Source organism: Mesorhizobium sp. M7A.F.Ca.US.002.01.1.1, assembly GCF_004022955.1.
Taxonomy (GTDB): domain Bacteria; phylum Pseudomonadota; class Alphaproteobacteria; order Rhizobiales; family Rhizobiaceae; genus Mesorhizobium; species Mesorhizobium ciceri.
In genome coordinates this window covers 1-422 of the sequence record NZ_RZQE01001069.1, presented here as the reverse complement: position 1 = coordinate 422, position 422 = coordinate 1, and the positions used below count along the sequence as shown (strand labels likewise).

The window sequence follows — 422 nt, the reverse complement described above, 5'->3', positions numbered from 1 at the left end:
CCCCCATGTCACGCCGATCTCGACGCCGGCGCCCAGCATGGTGCCGACGGAGCCGATCGCGAACTGAGCAATCTCCCGCTTCGTGGGGGAGATCGGCAGTTCAGCCGCCAGCAAAACTACTGGTCCGCGTTGTTGCCCTTGGTGAGGATATCATCGGCCAGCGAGATGGCGGTGCGACGGTCGGCCTCGCCCGCGGTGGCAAATGCCTCTTCCTGCATGCCGCGGATCCAGGGCTGGTCAGCCGGCGAAGCGCGTTCGAGCGCTGCCGTCATCATCGCCAGGCCGCGAACGATCTTGCCGCTCTGGAACAACAGATGGCCCAGCGTCGCCTGGGCGCCGGCATGGCCTTTCTCGGCGGCGAGTTGGAACCAGCGCCCGGCCTGCTTGACACTGGCCTTCACCCCGCCCTCGCCCTTCAGGAA

At 67.1% G+C, this 422-nt stretch carries 1 protein-coding gene; it reads right to left on the bottom strand.

The genetic code is table 11. From position 1 onward, the window contains the following. Nucleotides 1-116 precede the first annotated feature (116 nt). A partial coding sequence (locus EN932_RS37745; RefSeq protein WP_164890925.1) for a tetratricopeptide repeat protein occupies nucleotides 117-422 on the bottom strand: 306 nt, incomplete at its 5' end.